The organism is Sorangium sp. So ce321, assembly GCF_051530195.1.
Lineage (GTDB): Bacteria > Myxococcota_A > Polyangia > Polyangiales > Polyangiaceae > Sorangium.
Window position 1 is genome coordinate 4894508 of sequence record NZ_CP150329.1, and the last position, 20914, is coordinate 4915421.

Consider the following 20914-nt stretch of genomic DNA (forward strand, 5'->3'; position numbering starts at 1 on the left):
TGTCGAGCAGCTGTCATGACATGGGCCCGAGGAACGCCGGTATTCATGCGCATGTCCACGAAGGAAGTTCCTCTCTCGAGGGCGGAACGTCCATGCTTGCCTCGCCACCCGCGCGGTGTCGTCGGCCGCAGTGCGTCCCGGGGTGACGCGCCCGCGAGCACGCACCTTGCCATGGAGTCGCGGGAGGCGCGGAGCACCGCCGCGCGCGCCCGTTGCGACGCGCGGCGAGGGACGCGCTGCCCACGGGGCGAGGAACCTGATGTCCAGCCTGAGCACGGAGAGCACACCCCGGGAGCGCCTCGATCGCGCCATCAGCGTCCTCGGCCGGGTGCGGATGTACTGGCGCGGGGCCGCCGCGATGATCGCGGTCGGGCTCTCGATCTCTCTCGCCCTGGCGCTCGTCACCAAGCGGGTGTGGCGGAGCGAGGCCACCATCCTCTACCGCGAGACCATCCAGACCGGCCGCGACCCGCAGAGCAGCACCGCGCGCGCGGCGCGCCTCGGGCCGAAGCTCAAGGACACGCTCACCGCGCGCGGGACGCTCGCCGGCGTCATCGAGGCGTTCGGGCTTTACCCGGAGAAGACCGCCCGCTCGATGGTCGAGGCCGTCGAGGAGATCAAGAACCACGTGGGCTTCCGCGCGCAGAGCAGCGACACGTACGTGATCTCCTTCACCCACGACGACCCGCGCGTCGCGCAGCAGGTCGCCGCCCGGCTCACGCAGATCCTCGTCGACGATTACCGCCGCGACAGCCTCGGCACGGCCACGATGACCCGCGACTTCCTGCGGCGGGAGCTCGCCGAGGCGAGCGCGAAGGTCGAGGAGGCGAGCCGCGCGCTGGCGACGTTCCTCGCCAGGAACCCGCAGTTCCAGTGGGGGCTCAACGACTCGCCCTACGCGCCCGCGCCCCAGCCGCTCGGCCCGCCCGGCGCCCCCGCGCCCGCGGCCGCCCGGATCGCACCCGCGCTGCCGGCTCGTCCGGTCGACCCGCAGCTCGCGGCGCTCGAGCGGCAGCTCGCCCGGGTGGAGGCGCTGCTCGGGGTCGCGCGGTCGCCCGCGGCAGCGCCGGGGCAGCCGCTGCCCCCGAGCGTCGTCGAGGCGCAGCGGGCCCGCGACGCGGCGGCCGCGGCGGTCGCGGCCGCCGAGGCGGCGCTCGCCGAGAAGCTCACGACAGTGACCCCGCTCCACCCGGACGCCATCACCGCGAAGCGCCGCGCCGAGGCGGCCAGGAGCCAGCTCGCGGCCGCCGAGAGCGCGCTCGGGCTGGTGCGCGCGGGGCTCACCGAGGTGCCGCGCGACGAGGCGCGCGCGCTCACGCCGGCGCGGCGGGCGGCGCTCGAGGCGGAGCGGAGCGCGCTGCTCCGGCAGATCGCGGGCCTGCGCGCGCGCGGTGGCGGCGGCGTCAGGGCGGCGGCGGGCGGCGAGGCGCGGCGCGCTCCGGCGGGGGACGCGGCGGGGGGCGACCAGAGCGGGCGCGCGCCGGCGGGGGGCGACCAGGGCGCCGAGGAGCGCGTCATCGAGCTCGAGACGGAGTGGCACCGGCTCCGCCTCGATCTCGAGCGGGCGCGCGAGTACCTGAAGACCGTGCAGGCGAACGAGCGCGCCGCGGACCTGTCCGCCGATGCCGCCGAGAACAAGAGCGAGACAGAGCTCGACATCCTCGACCCCGCCTACCTGCCGAGCCGGCCCGATCGCGGCCGGGGGCGCGTCTTCTTCGCGGGCGCCGCGGTGACGTTCTTCTTCGCGCTCGGCGTGGCCGGGACCCGCGTGCTGCTCAACGACACGGTGTACGACGGCGGCGACATCGACGCGCTCGGCGGCCCGTCCCTGCTGGCCGCGATGCCGGAGCTCCCGGCGTGCCCGCCGCTCCGCGAGCGGCCGATCGTGCCGGCGTACGGCGCGGAGGTGGCCAGCGCGCCGGCGTACGGAGCGGGGGCGGCCGGCGAGGCCGCATACGACGCGGAAGCGGCCAGCGCGCCGGCGTACGGCGCAGCGCCGGCCAGCGCGCCGGCGCATGGCGCGGAGGTGGCCAGCGAGGCCGAATACGGCCCGGAGGTGGCCAGCGCGCCGGCGCATGGCGGGGAGGTGGCCGGCGAGGCCGCATACGACGTAAGGCCGGCCAGCGCGCCGGCGGAGCCGGACGCCGCGCCGCCCGACCTTGCCCTGGAGGGAGCGCTCCCGGACGACCTGGATCTCGACGACGCCGACGTCCTCCCCGAGGCGTCGTGGAGCGCGCCCGCTGCGTCGCTCGCCTGCGTGGGCGCGCGCCACCTCGCGTACGCCGGCAGCGCGGCGTTCGGCGAGCCCGAGGTGGAGATCCTCGGCGCCGACGTCGACCCCGAGGGGTACGGGGTCTTCGAGCTGCTCAGGGGCGCGCCCGCGCCGGCGCTCGCGGCGCTCCGCGTCCTGCGGCACCGGCTCGATCAGCGGCGGGGCGGCGAGCCGCTCGCCGTCGCGGTGGTGAGCCCCGGCCGGGCCGAGGGCAAGACAGCGCTCGCCGCCCGCCTCGCGATGACGCTCGCCGAGGCCGAGCGCGCGCGCGTCCTGCTCGTCGAGGGCCACCTCGCGCGCCCGCGGGTCGCGGCGCTCCTCGGGCTCCGGCTGCCGGCGTACGCGGGCTTCTCGGAGCAGCTCCGGCGGCGGATGGCCGGCCAGGCGCGCCCCCTCGGCGTCATCGCCGTCAGCCCGTCGCTCTCGGTGCTCGCGGAGCCGTCGCTCGAGGCGTGCTACCCCGCGGCGCTCCACTCGGTCCACTTCGAGGCCGCGCTGCGCACGCTCCGCCGCCACTACGACTACGTGGTGATCGACGGCCCGCCGGTCCTCGGCTCGGGCGACGCGAACGTCATCGAGGACGCCTCCGACGGCATCCTCCTCGTCGCGCGCGCCTCGCTGACCCGCGCTTCGTCGCTCACGAGGGCCGCCGAGCAGCTCGGCGAGCGCCGCATCCTCGGCGTGGTCCTGAACGACGTCTCGCCGAGGCCGGTCGCGAGGAAGCGGATCGCGGCGGAAGAGCAGACGGCGTAACGCGGCAGAGTATATTCACCACGGCTGCCCCTTCGTTCGTGCCTGCGCAGAGGGGCCGCCGGAGACCAGACGCGCCCCAGTATTTCCCGGAGGTCCGGCGCGCATGAGCGGGCGCGGCAGTGTTCGCTCTGGGCGCGCCGGCTGCCCGGGCCTTCAGCTCTTCCCGGGCAGGAACGTCCCGTGGAAGGTCTGCGGCGACGCATGGGGCAGGTGGACCCGCGCGAGCGGCCCGTCGTCGAGGTGCGCCGCGTCCCAGACGTGGACCGCGCTCTTCCTGGCCTTCACGTCGGTGACCAGGGCGAGCACGTGGCCGTCCCCCTCGGGAGCGCCGGGCGAACGCGGCACGAAGACCGGCTCCGAGGGGAGCTCGTGGCGCTCGAGGTGCGCCCGGGTGATCGCGCCCGAGCCGACGTCGACGCGCGCGATGGCGTTCCCTTGCGGATCATCGGCCGGCCCCTCCGCGGCGAGGAAGACGACGCCGTGCCGCTCCCCCTCGACCCGCGGGTCGCAGCGCGGGAACTCGCCGCGGACGCCGCCGAGGTCCTCCGCGAGGAGCTGCTCGCGCGCGGCGCGCACGCGGTGGCGCACGAGGACGCCGCCCTCGACCGAGGAGAGCTCGGGCCGGTCCGGGTCCTTGCCGATGGCGCCGAGCGTGCCGAGCCCGGAGTAGCGGACGAGGTCGACGACGAGGTCGTCGCCGTCGTCGTAGGCGTTCGCGAAGTGCCACTGGAAAAAGGTGTCGACGCGGAAGCGGCGCACGCGGGAGACGTCGTCGATGTCGACCACGATCACCTCCGTGCCCCGGCGGGGCTCGAAGCGCACCCAGGAGTCGAAGCCTCCCCAGTGCAGGAGCGCGCGCGCCACCCGGATGACCGCGGGTGAGACGAAGAAAACGAGGTGCCGCCGGGTGGCGCAGAAGTCGTGGAGCATCACCGGCGCCGGAAGCGGCACCGCGCCGAGCGCGCGCGCGCGCCCCTCGTCATCGACCGCGTAGAGGTCGAGCTGGGGCGCGCGGCCGTACCGGACGCCGAAGTTGTAGCTGGTCTTCCGGGCAGCGACGCGGTGCGGGTGGGCCGAGAAGGTGGGGCCGAGCACGCCGCCGAGATCGCTCTCGCCCAGGGTGTCGAGGGTCGCCGGATCGAGCTCCGTCGGCCTGGCGCTCTCCACGAGCGCGAACAGACGGCCGCCGGCGACGAAGGGGCTCGTGTTCGCGACGTTCTTGCGATCCTTGCCCCGCAGGGCGCGGAGCACGCGCGTGGGCCAGGACAGCGTCGAGCCGTAGAGGCGCCGGCCAGCCGCGAGCTCCTCGACGAGGCCGCGGCTGCGCACCAGGCGGTGCGCGCCCTCCGCCCGGCCGCCCGAGAGCCGCACGGCGAGCATGCCCCCGTCCGCCTGGAAGGGGTGCGGCACGCGGACGCCGAAGAGGGTGGCGCGGGCCGGGCCCACGCGAAACAGCGTGCCCTCGAGGCCATCGGGCAGCGCTCCCTCGACCGCGAGCGGCGTGAAGCCGTACTCGGCCTCGAGGTCGGCCAGGTGGTCGAAGGCGCGCGCCGCGCGCGCGGCCTCCGGGGAAGCGCGGCCCGCGCCGGCGAAGGCAGCGTCGAGGGCGGCGTCGGGGACGGGGGGGGCGGACAGGGCGATGGACATGGGACCTCCGGTGGGGCGGATGTAATCATCGATTACATCGCGTTCGGATCATGTAATCATCGATCACATGAGCGCAAGCTGAATCGTGCGGGGCGGCGTCGCCGGGCGTCAGGGGCCCTCCGCCCCGCGGTTGTTCGCGTCGGAGCGGCGATCTCCTTCCTGCTTGACGCCGCCGTCCGTCCCCCGGAAAGCGCGGCATGCCTCCGGGTCGAAAGCGCGCCGAGGAGCCGCCTGTGAAGAAGAGGGCGACCGCCGCCGCGAAGCCGCCTGTGAAGCCGCCCGTGAAGAAGAGGGCGACCGCCGCCGCGAAGCCGCCTGCCGGGCGGGCGCCCTCGAAGCGGGCGGCGCGCGGCTATCACCATGGCGACCTCAAGCGGGCCCTCGTGGACGCGGGGCTGGCGCTCCTCGAGGAGAGCGGCATCGACGCCGTGCGGGTGCGGGAGGCGGCGCGGCGGGTCGGCGTCTCTCCGGGCGCGCCGTTCCGCCATTTCCCCTCGCGCGAGGACTTCCTGCGCGAGGTCGCCCTCGCCGGGATCGAGCGGTTAGAGATCGCCTCGGCGGCGGAGGTCGCGGCGGCGACCTCGCCGCTGCTGCGCTTCCGCGCGCTCGGGCTCGCGTCGGTCCGGTTCGCCCTGGAGCACCCCGCGCTGTTCGAGCTCCTGAAGGGCCCTGCCTTTCGCGGCGACCCGGAGGGCGCGCGCGCGCTCCTGGCCGCCCAGGACGAGGCGCAGGCGCGGCTGCGGAGGATGATCGAGGAGGCGCGGGAGCACGGCGAGCTGCGCCCCACCGACCCCATCGTCACGGAGGTCGCGGGCCGCGCGATGGTCTACGGGCTCGCGCGCATGTTCCTCGACGGGCAGCTGCCGCGCGAGGGCGCGATGGAGCTCACCGAGGCCGTCTTCGACGTGCTCGGCGAGGGGCTGACGCAGGCGCCGGCCGGCTCGAGCTCGACCAGGTTGGGTTAGCGCGGAGTCAGAGCGCCGGCGGTTCGAGCGCAACCAGGTTGGGTTCGAGCGCAACCAGGTTGGGTTCGAGCGCAACCAGGTTGGGTTGGAACGCTGAGGAATCCCCTCATTCTGCAGCCATCTCAGCGGGGAAATTGAACAGGGAGGCGGGGAGGCAGGGAATGTTTGAAGATTTCCCTCCCCGTCTCCCCGCCTCCCTGTGAATTTTCCGAACAGGTCAGAACGTGATCTTGATGGCGTCCGCCGACCTGTTCGCCGACCCGTGATGCACGACCTCGATGTTGTTTCCGTCGGGATCCAGCACGAACGCCGCATAGTACCCGGGATGATACGGGCGCTCGCCGGGGGCGCCGTTGTCCTTGCCGCCGGCCGCGATCGCGGCGGCGTGGAAGCGCTCGACCGTCGCGCGGTCGTTCGCCTGGAAGGCAAGGTGCGTCCGGCCGGTGAGCGCGCCCGCGGCGGCCTGTGAGCTCACGCTCGATACGAAGAGCTCGTCGGCCCAGAAGTAATCGTCGGCCTCGCCGCCTATCGAGATGCCGATCGCGTCGAAGACGGCCCGGTAGAACTTCTTGCTCGCGGCGAGGTCCGCCACGACGAGCTGGAGGTGATCGATGAGACGCCCGCGGTAGAGCTGTTGTGTTTCCATGCCTCTGGATACTCCACACGATCCGTGGCGCACGGCAGGCCCGAACGAGGCGACCTCCCGCGCGCGTCCGTTGAACTGGGCGCCGGCGCCCCACAGCGGGCGCCGGCGACGCGCGCTCGGGCCCTCAGCCGAGCTTGAAGTTGATCGACTTCGGCCGCGTCAGGTGGAGGAACCCGAGCGCCGAGAGCGTCGCGCCCTTGCCGCTGTTCTTCGCGCCCGTCCACGGGAGCGCCGGATCGAGCGTGTCGCACTGGTTCATGTAGACCGTGCCCACGTCGAGCTCGGCCGCGAGCCGCGCCGCGCGCTCCCTGTCGCGCGTCCACACCGACGCCGTGAGCCCGAGATCGCTGTCGTTCATCAGCGCGAGCGCCTCCTCGTCGGACGAGACGGGCACGATCGGCAGCACCGGCCCGAACGACTCGATGCGCATCACGTCGAGATCCGGCGCCGTGTCCACGAGGAGCGTCGGCTCGAAGAAGCGCCCGCGGCCGTCGACCTGGACCGCCCGCCCGCCGCAGAGCGCCCGCGCCCCCCGCGAGAGCGCCTGCTTCACCTGCGCCTCCAGGAACGCCGGCGCGTTGGGCTGCGCCATCGGACCCATGTTCGTACCCTCGGCGGTCGGATCACCGAGGACGTACTTCTTCATGAGCTCCAGCGCTGCCTCCACGAACCTCGGATAGAGATCACGGTGGACATACGCGCGCTCGACCGCACAGCAGCTCTGTCCGGCGTTGTAGCAAGCGCCGTCGACGATCCCGTCCACCGCCTTCTCGAGGTCCGCGTCGGCTGCCACATAGGCGCCGTCCTTGCCGCCGAGCTCCAGGCCGGCGTCGACGGCCACCTTCTTCGACGTGGCCGCATAGATCCGGCGTCCGCCTTCGACGGAACCGGTGAATCCCACGAAGTTGACCCGCGGGTCCGAGGCGATGCGCTCGGACGTGGGGTGGTCGCAGTGGAAGGCCTGGACGACGCCGGGCGGCGCGCCGGCCTCGGCGAAGGCCGCGGCGAAGTGCTCCCCGCAGAGCGGCGAGCGGGGCGAGTGCTTCAGCAGCACGACGTTGCCCGAGAGCACCGCCGGGATGACCACGTTCACGGCGGTGAGGAGCGGATAGTTCCAGGCGGGGAGGTTGAAGACCACACCGAGCGGGGCGCGGACGATGCGCCGCTCCTGCCCCGGGAGCTCCGGGAGGACCGCGTCGGCGAGCGAGCTCTCCGCGATCGAGATCATGTGCCGGGCCCGCTTCGCCATGCCCGCGACCTCGTTGCGGGACTGGCGCAGCGGCTTGCCCACCATGCGGGTGATGTCGGCGGCGATCGACGCCGCGCTGGCCTCGATGCGCTCGACCGCGCGCTGGCACAGGGCGGCGCGCTCGGCGAGTGGGGTGCGCGCGAAGCTCCGCGCGGCGGCGGTCGCGGCGTCGAGGAGCCGGTTGACCTCGGCCTCATCAGCGAGGGGCCGGCGGACGGCTTCGTCGAGGGTATAGGGGTTGTCGATCACCAGGTCGGCCATGGCCGGGGAGATTAACTCAGTTCCCTGGAGGGCCAAGCGTCGTCTAGACTCTGGGCGAATGCGCGCCATCGCGGCAGGTCTATCGGACGTCGGCAGGGAGCGGGTCCACAACGAGGACCGATACATCCTGCTCCCCGAGTTCAACGTCTACGTCGTCGCGGATGGCATGGGCGGCCACGAGGCCGGCGAGGTCGCGAGCCGGATCGCCGCGAGCGCCATCGCCGGCTACTTCCGCGAGGCGAACGGCAAGCGCCGCAAGGCGTCCACGGGCGACCGGCTGCGCGCCGCCGTGACGTACGCGAACGCGCGGATCTTCGCGCACGCCGACGATTCCCGGTACTACCGCGGGATGGGGACGACGGTCGTCGCGGCGGCGTTCGCGCCGCGAGAGCGGAAGTTCTACGTCGCGCACGCCGGCGACAGCCGCTGCTACCTGCTGCGCAAGGGCGGCTTCGCGCAGCTGACCCGCGACCACTCGCTCATCGCCGACGCGCTCCTCGAGCGGCCCGACCTCACCGAGAGCGATCTCGCGTACCTGCCCCGCAACGTGATCACGCGCGCGCTCGGCATCGGCCCGAGCGTCGACGTCGACCTGCGCGCCGAGCGCGTCGAGCCCGGCGACGTCTTCCTCCTCTGCTCCGACGGCCTCCACGGGCTCGTCGACGATCGCGAGATCGCGCGCATCATCGAGGACAACGCCGCGCTCGACGACGCGTGCGGCAAGCTCATCGACTGCGCCAACGAGAATGGTGGCCGCGACAACATCACCGCCGTCCTCATCCGGATCGAGGAGACCGCATCGGCGTCGTGGACCCCGCGCCAGGGCGCGAAGAGCCGCAGCGCGCGGTAGCATCCGGAGACGCTCGGAGGGGTCGGGGCGCGCGCCGCGTCAACGCGTGATCGGCGCGCGACCGCGTCCTCGCCGTGCGCAGTCGAATCGAAGAGAACGAGGTCATCGAATGCGAACCACGTGGATCGGGATGGGGCTCATGGTCGGCGCGCTGCTCGCCTGGGGCTGCGGCGGCGAGTCGGCGCTCGGCGAGGCGTGCGAGGAGGAGGGCGCGGACGGCGAGTGCGAGGACGGGTCGGTCTGCGGCAAGCCCGACGACACCGCGGCGCTCCAGTGTCTCAAGACGTGCGTCGAGCAGACGGACTGCCCCGCGGACCAGGAGTGCAACGGCATCTCCGGCTCGGACATCAAGGGCTGCAGGCCGAAGTAGGCGCGACGGCGCGGCGGCGCGGCGGCGGTGCGGGGCGCGGTGCTCGGCCCCGCCGCGCGGCGCGCTCAGAGCACGCCGGCGCCGCCGTCGAGGCACGCCCGCGCCGCGCTCAGAGCACGCCGGCGCCGCCGTCGAGGCACGCCGGCGCTGCGCTCAGAGGACGCCGGCGAGCGCGCGGTCGAGCAGGCCGTCCATCACCTCGAACAGCTGACGGTTGCCGTCCTGGGAGTAGCCCGCCAGCTTCTCTTCGCAGGCGGGGATGGCCTTCACGAAGTCGGCGATCACGGCCGGGTCGTCCAGCGAGTCGGCGCCGCGGCCGAACCCCTCGCGCTCGAGGTAGCGGGCGTTGAGCACCTGCTCGAACTGGCGGCCGAGGGGGACGGCGAGCATCGGCTTGCGCAGGTAGACCGCCTCGCCCATGAGCGTGAACCCCCCGCCGGCGATGACGGCGCGGCAGGAGGCGAGGTCGTCGATGAAGCCCGCCTCGCTGAAGGGGCGGTAGCGCAGGTTCCCCTCGACCTGCTCCTCGGTGATGTTCCGGCGCATCCCGTAGATGCGGCACTCGAGACCGGTCCTGGCGAGCGTCGCCGAGAGCGCGTCGTTCCCCTCGGCGGTCTGGTAGACGAGCAGGTGCTCTCCGGGGCGACGGTTCGCGGCGATGATCTCCGGGCGGAGGATGGGCGGCACCAGCGTCGTGTCCTGCTTGCGGACCGGGGGGCGGAAGAACGTGGCGATCACGTAGTGGTTGCAGAACGGCAGCTTGCTCTTCACGAACGCGCGCGTGAGCTGGAAGCCCGCCTCGTGGCCCGCGACGATCTCCGGGTCGTGGGTGCACCGGTTGATGATCTGCATGTTGTCGACCGAGAGGATCGGCAGCCGGTGGAGCTTGGCGTAGAGGTAAGTCCACGACTCGAAGTCGCTGACGGTGAGCTCGGGGCGAAAGTCCTTGATGAGCTCGAAGTACGCGGCGATGTTCTTCGGCGTGCCCGTCGCGCCGGAGAGCACGTTGGACCAGAGCGTCTTGCCGCGCCGCACGCGGTTCTCCTCGTAGATCATGTGGAGGCCGTGGATGCGGTTCACCCCCGCGAAGCGCTTCGACAGGAAATCCGTCGCCCGGCCCGACGCCATGATCTCGAGCTCGTGGCCCTGCGCGAGCAGGTGTTCGATCACGACGCGCGAGCGCATGGCGTGCCCCATCCCCTCGCCGACGACGCCATAGAGGATCTTCATGACGCGCGAGTGTAGCGGGGGCTGCCCGGGGTTCGAAAGGAAACGGCGCCGCCGCGGCGCGGGCGGCGGGCCGCCGGGGCCAGCGCGGACGGCCGCGCGGCGGAGCGGGAGGCGGGCGTGACGCCGCGCCGGCGGATCTGGAGCGAGCTCTTGCCGCTCGAGGTGGTGCGGGCGCCGCGGACGCTCGCGCTCTTGCGGCGGTACGCGCTGGAGCTCGCGATCGCGGTGCGGCCCGAGACGGCGGCGGGGCTGCCGGAACTCGCGGCGGCGTGCGCGGACGCGGGCGTGGCGGTCGCGGTGTGGCCGATGATCGCGGACGAGGAAGGGCGCTGGGCGAGCGCCGGGAACGCGCCGGCGTTCGGCGCGTTCGTCGCGCGGCTGCTCGACGCGCTCGACGGCCGGGGCCTCGCCGCGGCGGAGGTCGTCTTCGATCTCGAGCCGCCCATCCAGGAGGTGCGCCGCGCGCTCGCGGGGGGGCGCGGCGCGCTCGAGCTGCTCGGCGGCCGGCGCGCGGGAGCGCGGGGTGGCGCGCGGTGGCGGGACGCGGAGCGCGCGTACGTCGAGATGGCGATGGCGCTCCACGCGCGCGGGGTCGCGACCTCGGCCGCGATCGTGCCGCTCGTCCTGGCCGACGGGCCGGCCGGCGGCTGGGAGCGGATCCTCGGGACGCCCGTGTCGGCGCCGCCATGGGGGCGGGTCGGCGCGATGCTCTACACCTCGCTGTTCGAGGGCTACTCGCGCGGCGCGCTCGGCCGGGACGACGCGCTCGCGCTGCTCGCGTGGGCGTGCCGCGCCGCCGCGAGGCAATTCGGTCCGAGGGCGGGCGTCTCGCTGGGCGCGGTGGGGAAGGGCGCGCTCGGCGACGAGCCGGTCTACCGGTCGGTCGACGAGCTCCGCGAGGATGTCGCTGTCGCGGCGGCGGCCGGGGTCGCGGACCTGGCGCTGTTCGACCTCGGCGGGGTGCTGGCGCGGCCGCCGGCCGAGGCCTGGCTGGAGGCGTTCGTGGCGCCGCCGCTCGAGCCGCGCCTGCCCCCGGCGACGCTGCGGGCGCGCGGCGCGGTCGCGGCCGCAGCGGTCCTCGGGCTGGCGGTGGGGCTCGCGCATCGGCTCGGCTAGCGTCGCCTCGCGAGCAACTGCCCGGTGTCAGGCAGCCGTGCCCGAGCACAGGTATTCAGTTCACGATGGGAAAGTCTCGCGTGGCCGGGCACTGGCCAAAGACCTCGTGATAGAACTCATAGTCGGCGGTCGAGTCCCCGGCCCGCGACGTGCATATCCGCGCATCGGTATAGGCGCAGCGCTGGCCGTCATGGGACACCATGCTGTGACTTCTCGAGCCCCCGCCGGGCACATCCCAGTAGCCCTCGCGAACGCCGAAGCCCATCCCGGTACCCGCGTTGTAGCCCTTGAAGGTGTCCGCCACGCAGCCGACCGGCAGGCACGTGTAGTGGTCGATGTCCTTGCAGTCCTTGTCGAAAACGCCGCCGTCATGTATGTGATAGTCGCCCGTCTGCGACACCACGGTTTCGTCCATGTCGCGGATGTTCGCGCCCAGCCAGGTGTATAGCTTGGTACCCGCGGACAGCGAACCGGGATTATCGGCATCGTAGCCGAGCGTGGAGTAGGAGACCGGGTGGACGCACTGGCCCCAGCTATCGGTCTCGATGCACAGGGACTTGGCGGTCTCGAGCTCCTGCTTGGCGGCATTGTAATTGCTCGTGGGCTGCCCGTAGGCCTGGAGCAGCGCGGTGCGCCGCTCGAGCTCGGCGTCGATCACGTTCCAGCGGCGGAGCTGGGCAAGGGAGTTTCGATAGTCGGCAAATATATCGAAGTAGGCGTGGTCCAGGAGCTGGGTGGGATGATCGTAGTGACGCGCGTGCTGCCTGATGGCCGCGTAGTTGCCCGGCGCGAGCCCGCTGATGAAGGCGTTCAGCGTCGTGTTGAAGTTGTCGCGGTTGACCGCGCCGACGAGCGGGCCGCCGACATTGAAGACTTTGACGGCGACGTTGAGCTGCTCCAGCAAGGTGCGGGTCTCCTCCGAGACCGAGGCCGAGCCGTTGAGGCCGATGATGCTCGTCAGCGCTGCCTTGAGGCTGGCCGCCTTTTGCGAGCGCTCGGTGGCGTTGTAGGACTTGCTGTCGAACGAGAAGGTCATGTACAGCGTCGCGCCCAGATCGGCTGCGTAGATGTATTTGTCGCCGCACGCCTCGCGGAACGCCCTCCTGGCATTGGCGTTGTACGGGACCAGCATGCTCGCCGCGAAATCCGGCTTCAGCGGGTTCAGCGGCGTATTCAGGGTCCAGTGCTCCGCGTCGCGCCGCCACCGGACCACGATCAGCTCGTGATACTCGTCCATCACGCTCTCGGTGAAGCGCTTCTTGCCGGCCGAGATCTCCCCAGAGTAGCCCTCGTAATCGAAGCTGAGCCCGGCCTCGGTGCTGACATCCATGGCCTGGTAAAGCTGGCTTATGGTCTCGACCCGGGTGATGTCCAATGTGGTGGAGTTGGTGGTGCTGGCAACGACGTCGAGGCCGGGTTGCTCGGTGTCGATGCAAATGCCGGCGTAGGTGTCTTCTAGCAGATTGAAGCCTTGCCCGAGGTGGAAGTCGCTCGAGCCGGTGATGATGCGAGCGCCCGGGCTGGGCGATGGTCCGCCGCGCGCGAACTCACCGCGGATGCCGGGGCGTCTCGCCCGGTACGCGGCGTTCGTTTGATCCTGCGTGGAGAGGAATGGATACTGACCATATAGATCCATGACCGGCCGGGTGTTGACCACCAGCTTGGTGCCGGTTCGGTACGCGCTGCAACCTGCCGAGGAGCAAGCGCGGACGCGGTACGAATAAACGGCCGGCGTCTTGTTGGTGAGGGATAAACTGCGCCCAGACCCCTCGTAGACGGACTGCCATGACGAGCCGTTCCGCTGCTCCTGGACATGGTAGGACACGGGCAGCCCGTCGCCGGAGCTGGTGCTCCAGCTCACCGCGTAGGAGGGGCTGGTGCTGTACGTACCGTAAGCAATGCTGCTCGGAAGCCTGGGCGGCGAGGGCGGCGGCGGCGGCGGTGGCAGCGGCTCACCGCAGGGCGCCGCAGCGGCGTCGCGCCCGTCGCTGTCGCGTGACGCGGACAGGGCCGAGGCCGGGCAGTCGGGAATGGGCCTGATGTGATGCTGGGTCGAGCCGACCTGCTCCTGGTCCTCGCTGTCCTCCGCCCAGGGCTGGTCGTCGAGCGCACAAGCCCCTGCTGAAAGAGGTAAGAATAGGAGCAACATCAATCCGGGTCTGATCATGGCGGCTATTCCTGTCTGCGGTTCGCTTGTGGGTTGTACGCTTTCCACCGAGGAGGGAACGCACGAGCGGCGCGCTGCCGGTGGTCGCTTGAGTGGCTCCGGGCGTGGTCCGGGGCCAGGCGAGCGCAGGCGCGACGTTCGCGGAGGCATCGTCGACATCGATCCGCCGCACGCTCGCGGCGACGTCGATGACCTGCTTATTCGAGCGGCGAACAGCCCGCTATAGTCAATCCGCTGACGGGCTGCGGGGCTGTGTCCCCCGGCGGACTGAGCAGGGCGGTGGGCTTGCGGTGTGGTACCGGCGCCCCTACCCTTTGTCGCCGCATGCGGCGGAAGCTGGACACCATCGGTGCTCTCGACGCCATCTACGCGGAAGCGGTCCGCCCCGGGGCGGACTGGCTCGCGTCCGCCGTGGACGTCCTCCGCCCCTCCCTGGATGCGGGGCTCGGGATCGCGGTGTACGAGTTCGACTTGCGGGGCGAGGGGGTGGCCATCGGATCTTCGCTGCGGATGCTGGGAGACACCGAGCTCGTCCGCTGCGTGCAGGAGACCTTCGTCAGCTCGACGAAGGGCCTGCTGGACCTCGTCTACCGCGGTGGCGCCGTCATCACGGTCAACCAGGCGCTGGGCGTGTCCGTCCGTGACCACCCTGCCATGGCACCCTTTGCCAAGCAGTTCGGCGCGGACGACTGGCTCTCGGTGCAGGCGACGGACATCAGCGGCCGAGGTGTGAAGTTCGACGCCCCGCTTCCCCGAGGTGTGCGGCTCGACCGGGCGGAGCGCCGGCGATGGTCTCTGTTGGCCCGGCACCTCGTGGCGGCGGCGCGTCTGCACCGCGGCCTGCAGACCACGAAGGCTGCGGTCCAGGGCGCGGTGAACCCGGAGAGCGGCAGGACCGACCTCACGGTCGACGGGGCAGGGCCCAGGCGGGAGCTCCTGAGCGCGGCCCGGCGAATCGCCAGGGCCCACGCCAAGGGGCTGAGCTCCGAGGAGGCGCTCTCGTTGTGGCAGGTCCTGGAATCGGCCCGCTGGTCGCTGGTGGCGACGCCCGGTCCGGGAGGAGCGCGCAGCCTGGTGGTGTACGAGAACACGCCGTTTGCGCCGGATCCACGGCGCCTCAGCCCGAGCGAGCGGATGGTCGCGCAGCTCGCCGCCATGGGCTACAGCAACAAGCTGATAGCGTACGATCTCGGGATCGGGGAGGGCTCGGTGAGCGCGCTTCTCACCAGGATTCGCCGCAAGCTGCGGGTCCGGTCGCGCGCCGAGCTCATCAACCAGGTGATCGCGCTCTCGAGCACGCCCGCGCCTCCAGAGGACGTGGCGGTCGGACGGGTCGCCGTCGTGGCCGGGCCGGAGGAGGGGTGGGAGCCGCCCGCGCAGCTCACCCGCGCGGAGGGGGAGATCGCCAGGCTCGCGGCGCTCGGCCTGTCGAACGCGGAGATCGCCGAGCGCCGGCGCATCAGCCCGCGCACCGTCGCCAACCAGCTCGCGTCCACCTACCGCAAGCTGGGCATCGGGTCCCGCGCCCAGCTGGCGCTGGCCAGGCAGCGCTGAGCCTGCCCCGGTTCAGACGAGCGCCCTCGATTGGTCGAAGGTCGTCTCGCCGGCGGGGCACGCGGAACCAGGGACGAACTTGGCGAACGCTGTACTAGCCTTCCTGCCCCGTCGAGTCTGGCTCCGCCCCCTCGTCCAACGCTTCAACGCCGCCGAGATTGCCTTGCCGTGGCTCGGCGGGCGCCACGTCGTGATGGGGTTCGCCGCCAGGGGCCAGCCGCTATCAGACGCACGGCCTGTGCTGCCGAGGGCTGCGGAGGTGCGTTCTGGCAGCGGCAAGGGCTATGAGGGCGTTTGGTGCTAGCCGGCGCGGTCGTCGTCGCCCGCGCCGCCGCGCGTACCTCGTCGCGCACGAGCCGTCGATCGCGCGGTCACTAGCGAAAACTGGGCCGGGTCGTGCTCGGAGGGTCGGACCGAGGCGGACCAGGCGTGGGCCGTCGGGCGCAGAACCGAATACGAGGTGCGCCGGTGGTACCGCCGTTCGGCCTCGGGCGCCGCGTGGCCGCGGAGAGCGCTGCCGTCCAGACGCACTTCCCCTCGCGATGAAATTTCCCAACGACGACGGCAACTTCGGTAAGCTGCGCTCCACAATCGCGGTGGAGTACGCGATCGTGCTATGCGTAGCAGATGCTCGTACACCGCCTGAAATTCTCTTCTTCCGCCGTCCTCGCGTGTGTGGTGCTGCTCGTCGCAGCGTGCAGTGAGGGCGCCGACTCGCCGGGCACGACGACGGGGACCACGAGCGGCAGCGGGACAGCGTCGGGTAGCGGCGGCTCGCCCGGCAGTTCCGGCTCGAGCGCAACCAGCGGGGGCGCGGCCGGCGGGGGCGCCGGCGGAGCGGGCTCGGGTGGCATGGGCGGCGTATCCGACGGTGGCGGAGGTACCGCGGGCGACGGAGGCGCAGGGGGCAGCGCTGGCGCGGGCGGCGGCCCGGCATTCCAGCCCTGCCCGGCGAGCGGCCCCTGTAAGATCATGCCCTTCGGCGATTCAATCACGCAGGGTTTCAACGTCGCCGGCGGCTACCGCGCCCCGCTGTTCCACCTCGCGCTCGAAGCGAACCGCGACATCACCTTCGTCGGTTCCGCCAGTGATTACAGCGTGCCCATGGTGGACGGAGTGACGTTCCCGAGGAACCACGAGGGTCACGGCGGCTGGACGATCGAGGGCAACAACGGCATCGCGCAGCTCGTGGGCACCAGCATTCCGAATTACCAGCCCAACATCATTACGTTGATGATCGGAACGAACGACATCAACGGTAACATCAACCTTGCGGACGCACCGAATCGCCTGGGCAAGCTGCTCGACTCGATTTTTATGCGTGATCCGAACATCCTCGTGGTGCTCGCGCAGATCGTGCCGACGAGAACGGATGCCACGAACAACGCCATCATGGCCTACAACGCGGCCATGCCCGACCTGGTTTCGACGCGCGTCAGCAAGGGGCAGCACATCGTGCTGGTGGACATGTACACAGCGTTCACCGACGACACGAACTACAGGCAGACCCTCCTCGGCGACAATCTCCACCCGAACCAGGCAGGGTATAACCGCATGGCCGATGTTTGGTTCGAGGCGTTGAGTCCGTACCTCCGCTGAAATCGAAAGGCGAACGCCACCAACGCTCGAGCAGATTCGCGGCGCACGCCGTTCGAGCCGAAATTGAGGAGCTCGCGGCGTAACCCCGGTTATTGGTTCGCCCCGGCGCAATCACCTCGCCTGGTATCGAAAACGAATGGCAGCACGACGCGGCTTCCGCTCGGCGAGCCGACCGATGTTCCAGCACGCTGTCCCAGCGTCCACGCGGCGGCCACCGCACTGGAAAAGCACCGTTCTGCGCCGCAAGGCGCCCGGTGACGCAGGCGCGTCGGCGTCGCGAGCAGCAGGCTCAACGTTCGGCCCAGGCTTGCTCACCCCTTCGGTGCCACCGGCAGCCCGAGCAGCCGACCGATTGCTTCGTGAACGACGCGGGCCGCCACCTCGTCCCCGAGTGCGACCGCGCGGGTGAGCGTCTCGGCGAGCGAGGCGACCACGACGGCACGAGACGACGTGTTGGCCGGCGCCAGCTCCCGAAGCCCAAGGCCCGGGTTGGGTCCATGCCCTCTGAAGGGGTGCGATCCGTCGTCACGCCTCCCTGAAATGCCGGCGGATTCCACGAATCGCGACGGTTCGGCACCGCAAATTCGTCCTTGGGCGACGCGGTGCTAGCCGTGATGCGACTTGCCCTGGCCGCGGTAGCGCTTCCAGTGATGTCGCTTGTTCTTGTTCTTCGGCCTGCTGTTGCTGGAGAGGCCGATTGACGTCTTCTTCGTCGGCGAGGCCATGGGTCCTCCATGGCGCCAGGACGGAGCGAGCGAAAGGGGGACCGGCGGCGATCGCGGCGAGCCGCTCCCTGGATGCCGCCAGCGATGTGCGATGAGCGAGCTCGCCTGGCGCGCGAGCTCACCCGGACGCCCGGCGCGTCAGCGCATGAGATGGAGTTGCTGGCAGAGGCCTGCCGTCCGGTCATGGCGATTCGCCGGCCGGCCATGCTCGAGGAACGATAGATCTCCTTCCGTCTCGATCAGGTCGCTCGAGGGCCTCGATCTCAATCACCTCGAGCGCCATGCGCGGTCGTTTTTGTCGGCTGGCTGAAGATTTGGCAGCGCACGGGAACCGGCCATCGTCGGCAGCGCGCGCAGCGTGGAATGTTGCACCGCGCGAGGGTCGGTGCGCATGCGCGATGTGCGTCCTCTCTGCCACCCTGCGCAGCGCAAATGTCTTGAGGTGTGTCAGCGATCAAGGATGATTCTTCCGGTGAGCGCATTGACGATCGTCGCGCAGCGTGTGATAGGTGGGTGCGTTCGAACAGCTTGGCTTGTGACATTGACTTGAATGTACGGAGGTGCCTGTGAATCGAAGCAAGCCGTGGGTCCTTCACGCGACCTCGGGGGTGTCCACGACGGCCGCGTGGGCCCGGAAGGCGATGGCGCTCGGCCTGGCGCTCGCAGCGGCGGCGTGCTCCCCCGGGAACACGGGGGACGCAGGGGCCAGCGTGGATGGCGGCGACCGGGGCGATGCGCTCACGGAGAGCGGCGCCTCGGGGACGGGCGGCGCGCTCGCAACCGGGGGAGCCCCGGAGACGACCGGCGCCGGGGCCAGCGGCCCGGGGAGCACCGCGGGTAGCGGCGGCGGAGCGCCGGGAGAGGGCGGCGGCGGAGCGCCGGGAGCGGGCGGCGGCGGAGCGCCGGGAGCGGGCGGCGGCCCGGGCAGCGGCGGATCGGACGGGACGCCCGACGCCTGCAGCAGGGCCGCCGCCTGCGGCTCGCACAAGTGGGCGTGCTGGCCGATGCCCAATCCGGCGGGCAGCGGGCTCCCCAACGCCGCGAGCTATACCGATGTCGGTGGCGGCGTGGTGCACGACAACGTCACGTGCCTCGACTGGCAGCAGAGCCCTCCCTCCGAGTCGTACACCTGGGAGCAGGCGATCAGCTATTGCGACAACCTGACGCTCGGCGGGCACTCCGACTGGCGCCTGCCCACGCGGATTGAGATGACGTCGATCGTGGACTTCACCCGCAGCCCGGCCATCGACAGGGACGCGTTTCCGGGGGCGCGAGGGGGCTTCCACAAGACGTCGTCCGACTGGATCCTCACGATCCGGCAGGCAGGCGCCGGCGCCGGGCGCGATTACGCCTGGGCCTTCAACATGAGCGACGGGATCGTCAGCAACGCCTACTCCAAGGCGACGGCGGCGAGCCTGCGCTGCGTCCGCGGCAACGGCGAGGGGGAGGCGCCGAGCAGCCCGGCCGTGGCGCCGCCCGACCAGTACACCGTCGTGTCGCCCGGAGAGGTGATGGATAATTACACCGGGCTGGTCTGGCAGCAGGGCTATTCGCCGGCCACGATGAGCTGGGACGACGCGGCGAGCTACTGCGCGACGCTCGACCTCAACGATCGCGCCTGGCGCCTGCCGAGCATCCGGGAGCTCGCGACGCTCGTCGATGAAGCCCAGGTGGCGCCGTCGATCAACCGGGCGATGTTCCCCGACACGCAGTACGGCGCCCGCAGCAACGACTGGTACTGGGGCTCCCACGAGGCGGTGAGGAACGCGCCGGCGGCCTGGGCGCTCAACTTCGACGATGGCTTCACCGGGTTCAACGCCGGGGCGAGCGGCAAGTGGAACTACTTCACCTCGGCGTGGGTGAAGTGCGTGCGCTGAGCGCCCGCTCGCGGCCCCGCGCGCCGCGAGCGGGCGGGGCGCCCGCTCCTCGTTTCGGTGGCGCGCCGCTGCCCGCGTCGGATAGCGTGCCCGGGTGAGCCCGAACGTGCTGCCGGCGCGCCCTCGCCTCGCCGACCACGTGCTCGCGCGGCGCCACCTCGTCGGCGACGAGGAGCGCGTCATCCTGCACGACCTCCGCTCCGGACAGCTGCTCCAGCTCGGCCCGCGGGAGTGGGTCCTGCTCTCCGCGGCCGACGGGACGCGCGATATCGAGGGCATCGTGATCGCCGCCGCCCGCGAGGGCGCGCCCGCGCGCGTGCCCGCGGCCGAGGCGTTCTTCGCGCAGCTGCACGCCGCGGGGCTGCTCGTGGCGGAGGACGCCGGCGAGGAAGCGTCGCCCTGGGCGCCCTCGGGGCCGGCGGGGCCCACCTCGCCCGTGGATCCCGCTTCGCCCTCGCCCTCGCCCTCGCCCACTACGCCCACCACGCCCGCGCTCGACCCGGGGGAGGGCGATCCGCGCGAGCGCCCGCTGGAGGTGCTCCCCGATTTCAGCCTGCACTGCGACGGCAGCGGGAGCTGCTGCCGCATCTACGCCTCGATCCTCTTCGACCCCGAGGAGGCCGCGCGGGCGCGGGCGCTGCGGCCCGAGGTGCTGGGCGGCGGCGCGCGCCACGAGCGGGCCTTCACGCCGGAGCGCGGGACGTGGCCGTGCGCCGCCTCCGTGGTGGCGATGCGGGACGGCCGGTGCGCCTACCTGGAGGGCGAGGGGAGCGAGGCGCGCTGCTCGCTCCACGCGATCGGCGGGCCCGAGGCCAAGCCGCTCGGGTGCCGCACCTTCCCGACGAGCTTCATCGACGACGGCGAGTCGATCCGCGTCTCCGTCGCCGCGGAGTGCGCCTGCGTGCTGGCCAGCGTGGGCCGCCCCGGCGGCGCGCCGCTGATCGACCCGCGGCTGCGGGCGCGGCGCGACCTCGACGAGCGCATCGACGTCGCGCGGCTGCCGGACCGCGCGGAGGTGGCGCCCGGCGCGACGGCGCCCCGGGCCGAGCTCGTCGCGTGGTCGCGTCGCCTCGCCGCGGCGGCGCCGCCGCCAGACGTCGCCGCGGGCCTCTCCTCGCTCGCCGCCGCGGTCGAGGCCGAGGGGCTCACCGGCGGCGCGATCGCGCGCTTCGAGCGGCCCGACCCGCTGGCGCCGGCGGCGCTCGCGCCGTGGCTCGCGGCGCTCCACGCGCGCGCGGCGCGGCGGGCGCGCGAGGACGCCGCCTGGAGGAGCGAGCGGGACCTCGCCCGGAAGGCCACGCAGTGGATCGCCGCCGCCACCTTCGCGCTGGCCGAGCCCGACCTGCTCGCCGCGCTGCTGCTGTCGCCGGCGCCCGCCCCCGACCGGGAGCGCTTCTACCTCCGCGCGGCGCTGCACGGCCACCGCCTGCTCGGGGCGCTGCCGCTCTCGCTCGCGCTGCGCGACCGCGCGGCGCGGCTCGTCGTGGCCCGGGCGCTGCCGCTCGTCTGCGCCGAGGCGGGCGCGGCCGACCCGGCCTGCGCCGAGCCGATCGCGCTCGTCGAGGCGGCGCTGCGCGGCCACGGCCTCGACGCCTACGCCGCCGACGTGGCGCGGGCGTCGTGACCGCGCCAG

At 72.2% G+C, this 20914-nt stretch carries 14 protein-coding genes; 9 read left to right on the forward strand and 5 right to left on the reverse strand.

Annotated elements, in window-relative coordinates; genetic code table 11:
* Nucleotides 1-259 precede the first annotated feature (259 nt).
* Nucleotides 260-3025: a hypothetical protein gene (locus tag WME89_RS18620; protein ID WP_438010460.1), complete on the forward strand. Its 2766-nt coding sequence runs from the start codon at nucleotides 260-262 to the stop codon at nucleotides 3023-3025.
* A 153-nt stretch (nucleotides 3026-3178) separates the two neighbouring features.
* On the opposite strand, the gene WME89_RS18625 is transcribed toward WME89_RS18620, so the two are convergent.
* Entirely contained in the window at nucleotides 3179-4672 is a 1494-nt protein-coding gene (locus WME89_RS18625) for a carotenoid oxygenase family protein (RefSeq protein ID WP_438010461.1), read from the reverse strand.
* Nucleotides 4673-4905: 233 nt separating this feature from the next.
* Here WME89_RS18625 and WME89_RS18630 point away from each other — a divergent pair, with 233 nt between their 5' ends.
* Nucleotides 4906-5637, forward strand: a complete 732-nt coding sequence (locus tag WME89_RS18630) for a TetR/AcrR family transcriptional regulator (RefSeq protein ID WP_438010462.1) — start codon at nucleotides 4906-4908, stop codon at nucleotides 5635-5637.
* A gap of 217 nt (nucleotides 5638-5854) precedes the next feature.
* On the opposite strand, the gene WME89_RS18635 is transcribed toward WME89_RS18630, so the two are convergent.
* Together WME89_RS18635 and WME89_RS18640 are read right to left on the reverse strand one after the other, a co-directional pair.
* Nucleotides 5855-6283, reverse strand: coding sequence for a VOC family protein (locus tag WME89_RS18635; protein ID WP_438010463.1), 429 nt, complete (start codon nucleotides 6281-6283; stop codon nucleotides 5855-5857).
* Between the two features lie 124 nt (nucleotides 6284-6407).
* The gene (locus tag WME89_RS18640; RefSeq protein WP_438010464.1) at nucleotides 6408-7793 is read right to left on the reverse strand and encodes an aldehyde dehydrogenase family protein; all 1386 of its coding nucleotides are present in this window, start codon (nucleotides 7791-7793) and stop codon (nucleotides 6408-6410) included.
* Between the two features lie 58 nt (nucleotides 7794-7851).
* Here WME89_RS18640 and WME89_RS18645 point away from each other — a divergent pair, with 58 nt between their 5' ends.
* Both WME89_RS18645 and WME89_RS18650 read left to right on the forward strand, forming a co-directional pair.
* Nucleotides 7852-8643 carry a Stp1/IreP family PP2C-type Ser/Thr phosphatase gene (locus tag WME89_RS18645; protein ID WP_437310675.1) on the forward strand — a complete coding sequence of 264 codons (792 nt, stop codon included), beginning with the start codon at nucleotides 7852-7854 and terminating at the stop codon, nucleotides 8641-8643.
* A 109-nt stretch (nucleotides 8644-8752) separates the two neighbouring features.
* Nucleotides 8753-9013: a hypothetical protein gene (locus WME89_RS18650; RefSeq protein ID WP_438010465.1), complete on the forward strand. Its 261-nt coding sequence runs from the start codon at nucleotides 8753-8755 to the stop codon at nucleotides 9011-9013.
* A 153-nt stretch (nucleotides 9014-9166) separates the two neighbouring features.
* On the opposite strand, the gene WME89_RS18655 is transcribed toward WME89_RS18650, so the two are convergent.
* On the reverse strand, nucleotides 9167-10243 hold the full coding sequence (locus WME89_RS18655) for a glycosyltransferase family protein (protein ID WP_438010466.1): 1077 nt from the start codon (nucleotides 10241-10243) through the stop codon (nucleotides 9167-9169).
* Nucleotides 10244-10360: 117 nt separating this feature from the next.
* Between WME89_RS18655 and WME89_RS18660 the strand changes: the two genes are divergently transcribed.
* On the forward strand, nucleotides 10361-11359 hold the full coding sequence (locus WME89_RS18660) for a hypothetical protein (protein ID WP_438010467.1): 999 nt from the start codon (nucleotides 10361-10363) through the stop codon (nucleotides 11357-11359).
* Between the two features lie 55 nt (nucleotides 11360-11414).
* Here the strand turns inward: WME89_RS18660 and WME89_RS18665 are convergent, their stop codons facing one another.
* Nucleotides 11415-13526: a hypothetical protein gene (locus WME89_RS18665; protein ID WP_438010468.1), complete on the reverse strand. Its 2112-nt coding sequence runs from the start codon at nucleotides 13524-13526 to the stop codon at nucleotides 11415-11417.
* A gap of 324 nt (nucleotides 13527-13850) precedes the next feature.
* Between WME89_RS18665 and WME89_RS18670 the strand changes: the two genes are divergently transcribed.
* The 4 genes from WME89_RS18670 (at nucleotide 13851) to WME89_RS18685 (ending at nucleotide 20905) form a co-directional block, all read left to right on the forward strand.
* Nucleotides 13851-15080 carry a LuxR C-terminal-related transcriptional regulator gene (locus tag WME89_RS18670; protein WP_438010469.1) on the forward strand — a complete coding sequence of 410 codons (1230 nt, stop codon included), beginning with the start codon at nucleotides 13851-13853 and terminating at the stop codon, nucleotides 15078-15080.
* A gap of 627 nt (nucleotides 15081-15707) precedes the next feature.
* A complete protein-coding gene (locus WME89_RS18675; RefSeq protein ID WP_438010470.1) occupies nucleotides 15708-16679 on the forward strand; it encodes an SGNH/GDSL hydrolase family protein in 972 nt (323 codons plus the stop codon).
* A 1291-nt stretch (nucleotides 16680-17970) separates the two neighbouring features.
* Entirely contained in the window at nucleotides 17971-19281 is a 1311-nt protein-coding gene (locus WME89_RS18680; protein ID WP_438010471.1) for a DUF1566 domain-containing protein, read from the forward strand.
* 94 nt (nucleotides 19282-19375) lie between these two features.
* Nucleotides 19376-20905 (forward strand): YkgJ family cysteine cluster protein, encoded by a 1530-nt coding sequence (locus WME89_RS18685; protein ID WP_438010472.1) that lies wholly within the window; start codon nucleotides 19376-19378, stop codon nucleotides 20903-20905.
* Nucleotides 20906-20914: the final 9 nt, after the last annotated feature.